The 3,787-nt window shown below is 32.1% G+C and carries 7 protein-coding genes, 1 pseudogene and 1 other annotated feature; all 8 genes and pseudogenes read right to left on the bottom strand.

The genetic code is table 11. The annotated features are described in order from the left end of the window. Positions 1–119: 119 nt before the first annotated feature. Positions 120–485, bottom strand: a complete 366-nt coding sequence (rplL, locus tag KGF52_RS20520; RefSeq protein WP_021382505.1) for a 50S ribosomal protein L7/L12 — start codon at positions 483–485, stop codon at positions 120–122. A gap of 58 nt (positions 486–543) precedes the next feature. Continuing rightward, positions 544–1,050, bottom strand: coding sequence for a 50S ribosomal protein L10 (rplJ, locus tag KGF52_RS20515; RefSeq protein ID WP_227437047.1), 507 nt, complete (start codon positions 1,048–1,050; stop codon positions 544–546). 42 nt (positions 1,051–1,092) lie between these two features. Continuing rightward, positions 1,093–1,221: a sequence feature (ribosomal protein L10 leader region), on the bottom strand. Between the two features lie 51 nt (positions 1,222–1,272). Continuing rightward, positions 1,273–1,971 (bottom strand): 50S ribosomal protein L1, encoded by a 699-nt coding sequence (gene rplA, locus KGF52_RS20510; protein WP_227437049.1) that lies wholly within the window; start codon positions 1,969–1,971, stop codon positions 1,273–1,275. Between the two features lie 64 nt (positions 1,972–2,035). Then, on the bottom strand, positions 2,036–2,461 hold the full coding sequence (rplK, locus tag KGF52_RS20505) for a 50S ribosomal protein L11 (RefSeq protein ID WP_054268674.1): 426 nt from the start codon (positions 2,459–2,461) through the stop codon (positions 2,036–2,038). A gap of 39 nt (positions 2,462–2,500) precedes the next feature. Then, positions 2,501–3,043: a transcription termination/antitermination protein NusG gene (gene nusG / locus KGF52_RS20500; protein WP_227830405.1), complete on the bottom strand. Its 543-nt coding sequence runs from the start codon at positions 3,041–3,043 to the stop codon at positions 2,501–2,503. 19 nt (positions 3,044–3,062) lie between these two features. Further along, positions 3,063–3,284 (bottom strand): preprotein translocase subunit SecE, encoded by a 222-nt coding sequence (secE, locus tag KGF52_RS20495; RefSeq protein WP_227437053.1) that lies wholly within the window; start codon positions 3,282–3,284, stop codon positions 3,063–3,065. A 23-nt stretch (positions 3,285–3,307) separates the two neighbouring features. Next, entirely contained in the window at positions 3,308–3,457 is a 150-nt protein-coding gene (rpmG, locus tag KGF52_RS20490) for a 50S ribosomal protein L33 (protein WP_003421192.1), read from the bottom strand. Positions 3,458–3,706: 249 nt separating this feature from the next. Further along, positions 3,707–3,787 (bottom strand): annotated as a pseudogene (locus KGF52_RS20485) (elongation factor Tu); the annotation flags it as partial.

Here is a 3,787-nt window from a genome sequence, read left to right as displayed (position 1 = left end):
CTATATGATACCCTTAATTTAATACTATTATATAAATTTTTTTTATTTTGTAGAAATATTTTATTTACAATTTTCTATAAATAAAAAAAGATACCCAAATGGGTATCTTTTTAAAGAAACTACTTAACTTCTACTTTAGCTCCAGCAGCTTCTAATTTTTCTTTTATTTGATCAGCTTCTTCTTTAGAAGCTCCTTCTTTAACTGTCTTAGGAGCATTGTCAACTACTTCTTTAGCTTCTTTTAATCCTAATCCTGTTATTTCTCTAACTGCTTTTATAACTCCAACTTTTGAAGAACCAACCTCAGCTAATACTACATCAAACTCAGTTTTTTCTTCAGCAGCTGGTCCACCAGCAGCTGCACCAGCTACCATTACTGGAGCTGAAGCTGAAACGCCGAATTTTTCTTCAGCAGCTTTAACTAATTCATTTAATTCTAAAACTTTCATATTTTCTATAGCTTCTAATATTTGTTCTATTGTCATTTTTAGCACCTCCGAATTTTCTTTTCAAATTAATATTTATAATTTTTTAGTTAAGCAATTAAGCTTCTTCTTGACCTTCTGCCTTTTTCGCTATTGCATCTATTAAGTATGCAAAGTTTGATATTGGAGCTTTTAAGCTACCAAGTAATTTAGCGATAAGAACTTCTCTTGATGGTATGTTAGCCATTTCAACAATCTTAGCTTCGTCATAGAATACACCTTCTACAACACCCATCTTTAATTTCATCTTTGGATGAGAATCCATGAATCCTTTTAATATTCTAGCTGGAGCAACTGGATCATCATATCCAAATGCTATAGCATTAGTACCAATTAATAATTCTTCATTGAATTGCTCTATACCAACTTCTTTAGCTGCTCTTCTAACTAAAGTATTTTTATATACTTTGTAATCTACACCAGCTTCTCTCATTTGTTTTCTTAACTCAGTTACTTCTTCAACTGTTAATCCTTTGTAATCTACAACAACCGCAGCAGAAGATTTTTGTAACTTTTCAACTATTTCAGAAACAACTTCTGATTTAATTTCTATAGCTTTTCTCATCTAGATGTGCACCTCCTTCACCAAATAGGCTTAGTATTTACCGCAACATTATAAAAAGCTTTTGTTGCCAAAAGTAGACATCAAAAGCTTTAGTAATCTCAATTTATCTAAAACCTCGGTGGGATATTAAGCTTTTGCACCCACTATCTACGGCAAATCTATTCTTTTTTACATTGACAAATGATATAATAACACTTTTGTCAACCTGTGTCAACAGTTTTATTATTCAGCTGTTCTTGCTGGGTTTATTTTAACTCCAGGTCCCATTGAAGAAGCTACAGTTATACTTCTTAAATATTGCCCTTTAGCAGCAGCTGGTTTAGCTTTTATTATAGCATCCATTAATGCAGCAAAGTTTTCAGATAATTTTTCTCCACCAAATGATACTTTTCCTACTGGAACGTGTATTATGTTAGTTTTGTCTAATCTGTATTCAACTTTACCAGCTTTTATTTCATCTATAGCTTTAGCTACATCAAATGTAACTGTTCCTGATTTAGGGTTTGGCATTAAACCTTTAGGTCCTAATACTCTACCTAATCTACCTACTACACCCATCATATCTGGAGTAGCAACTACTATATCAAAATCAAACCAGTTTTCACCTTGTATTTTTTGAACTAATTCTTCAGCTCCTACAAAGTCAGCACCAGCTTGTTCAGCTTCTTTAGCTTTTTCACCTTTAGCAAAAACTAAAACTCTCTTAGTTTTACCAGTTCCGTGAGGTAATACAACTGCACCTCTTACTTGTTGATCAGCATGTCTTGAGTCAACACCTAATTTAATGTGTGCTTCTACTGTCTCGTCAAATTTAGCTCCAGCTATATCTGAAACTAATGTTAATGCTTCTGATGCATCATAGAATTTAGTTCTATCTACTTTTTGTAATGCACCTGCATATCTTTTACCTTTTTTAGCCATTTTATTTTCCTCCTTGTGGTTAATCTCGGCTTTTCGCCTCCCACTTTATAAAAAAAAGTGTATCTTAGTCTTCTACTACAACACCCATGCTTCTAGCAGTACCAGCTATCATACTCATAGCAGCTTCTACTGATGCAGCATTTAAGTCAGGCATTTTTAATTCAGCTATTTCTCTTACTTGAGCTGAAGTTATTTTAGCAACTTTCTTTTTGTTTGGTTCTCCAGAACCTGATTTTAAATTTAATGCTTTTTTAATTAAAACTGCAGCTGGTGGAGTTTTTGTTATAAAACTGAATGATCTATCTTGATATACAGTTATAACAACTGGTATTATCATTCCAGCTTGATCTGCAGTTTTAGCATTAAATTCTTTTGTGAATCCCATTATATTAACACCATGTTGTCCTAATGCTGGTCCAACTGGTGGCGCTGGAGTAGCCTTTCCTGCAGGTATTTGTAATTTTATTTGACCTATAACTTTTTTAGCCATTTTGAGCGCACCTCCTCAGATTTTTCTATAATAATAGTATTAGATTTTTTCTATACCTTCAAGCTCTATTACAAATAGAGTCCTTTTACCAAATGCATTTATGCACACTTTAACTTCTCTGTTTTCTACGTCAATTTCTTCTATGTTTCCTACTTGTCCACTAAATGGTCCTTGAGATACCTTTACTGTATCCCCTATTTCAAAGTCAATATCACTATTTACTACTTTAGGGTCAGTTGTATCTATGCCCATAGCTTTAACTTCATCTTCACTTAATGGTACTGGTTTTGAACCAGGTCCAACGAAACCTGTAACTCCCTTAGTATTTCTTACTACATACCAAGATTCATCAGTTATTATCATTTTAACCAAAACATAACTTGGATAAACTTTACGTTGTCTAGTTTTCTCTTTTCCAGTTTTAGTAGTTTCCACTACTTCTTCTGTTGGAACAACTACTTGTCTTATGCAGTCTTCCATACTTCTTGTTTTAACTGCTTTTTCTATTGTAGCTTTAACTTTATTTTCATGTCCCGAATAAGTATGAACTACATACCAACTTGCTTCTTGTAATTCTGACATTTAACTTACCTCTTTTCGTCTATTTTAGTAATAACGCTAGTGCACCAGATAATATAGTGTCTATACCCCATACTAATATAGTGCATGAAATAACTACAGTTAAAACTATACCTGTGTTTTTAAACAATTCTTTTTTTGTCGGCCATGTAACTCTTTTCAATTCTTGTTTAGTTTCTTTTAAATAACCAAATAAACTGAATCTCTTTTTAGTTTTTGCACCGTCATTTGTTTGGGCAGCCATTCCATACTCACATCCTTATAAAACTATTTTGTTTCTTTATGAGTTGTATGCTTTTTACAGAATCTACAATATTTTTGTAATTCTATTCTGTCTGGATTGTTTTTCTTATTCTTAGTAGTGTTGTAGTTTCTTTGCTTACACTCTGTACATGCTAAAGTTACTTTAACTCTCATCTGATACACCTCCAACTTTGTAATACAATAATATATATTGTTAATATATGTGAATATAATATCTTTAAAATATGTATTTATTAAAAATCTACAGTATTCAAGATATTATTAACTTCCTATAATCATTACCTTGTATAAGTTATCACAAAATCCTATGCTGTGTCAATGTTTTTGTATTTCTATGTTAAAAAAAGAGGAGCATAACCCCTCTTTTTATTATTCTTTAATCCATCAGTTTAGTAAAAAGAATTACTCGATTATTGTAGCAACAACTCCTGAAGCTACTGTTCTTCCACCTTCTCTTATTGAGAATCTTAATCCTTCTTCTAC

This window comes from Clostridioides sp. ZZV15-6597, from assembly GCF_020657815.1.
In the GTDB taxonomy this organism is placed as follows: domain Bacteria; phylum Bacillota; class Clostridia; order Peptostreptococcales; family Peptostreptococcaceae; genus Clostridioides.
This window is presented reverse-complemented; position numbering and strand designations above follow the sequence as displayed.